Origin of the sequence: Paracoccus sp. S4493, from assembly GCF_000967735.1 — a bacterium.
GTDB classification, from domain to species: domain Bacteria; phylum Pseudomonadota; class Alphaproteobacteria; order Rhodobacterales; family Rhodobacteraceae; genus Paracoccus; species Paracoccus marcusii.
This window is the reverse complement of record NZ_JXYF01000191.1, coordinates 1-499: the sequence shown is the minus strand read 5'-3', so window position 1 is coordinate 499 and position 499 is coordinate 1. Positions and strand designations below refer to the sequence as shown.

General features: G+C 69.1%; 1 protein-coding gene. It reads left to right on the top strand.

The window, feature by feature from the left end:
* A partial coding sequence (locus TW83_RS16220; protein ID WP_045983821.1) for a biopolymer transporter ExbD occupies window positions 1-323 on the top strand: 323 nt, incomplete at its 5' end.
* Window positions 324-499 lie beyond the last annotated feature (176 nt).

Sequence of the window (499 nt, the reverse complement as noted above, 5' to 3'; positions counted from 1 at the left end):
CGCCGCTGATGACGGCGGGCGTTCCGCTGAACCTGCCCGAAACCGCCGCCAACGCCGTCCCCAACGAGGACGAGGAGCCGTTGATGGTGTCGATCCCGGTCGAGGGGTCGCTGACGATCATGGACCAGCCGGTGGCGGACGAGCAGGTCGTGACGACGCTGCGCACGATCCTGGCGGAACGGCAGTCGGGCCGGGTGTTTCTGCGTGCCGACGGTACCATCCCCTATGCCCGCGTGGTCCAGATCATGGGCGCGCTGAACGCGGCGGGCATCACCGACATCGTCCTGGTCACCGAGACCGGCGGACCGCGGATGGACGGCTGAACAATGGACGAACGCGAAGGGCGCATCGGTTACTGGGTCTCGGGGGTCGCGCACGGCTCTCTGATCCTGTGGGCGATCCTGGGCGGGGCGCTGTTTCGTCCGCAGCCCAGCCCGATGGTGCGCACGACCCAGGTCTCGACCATCAGCGGCGCCGAGTTCGAGGCGATGGCCGCCGC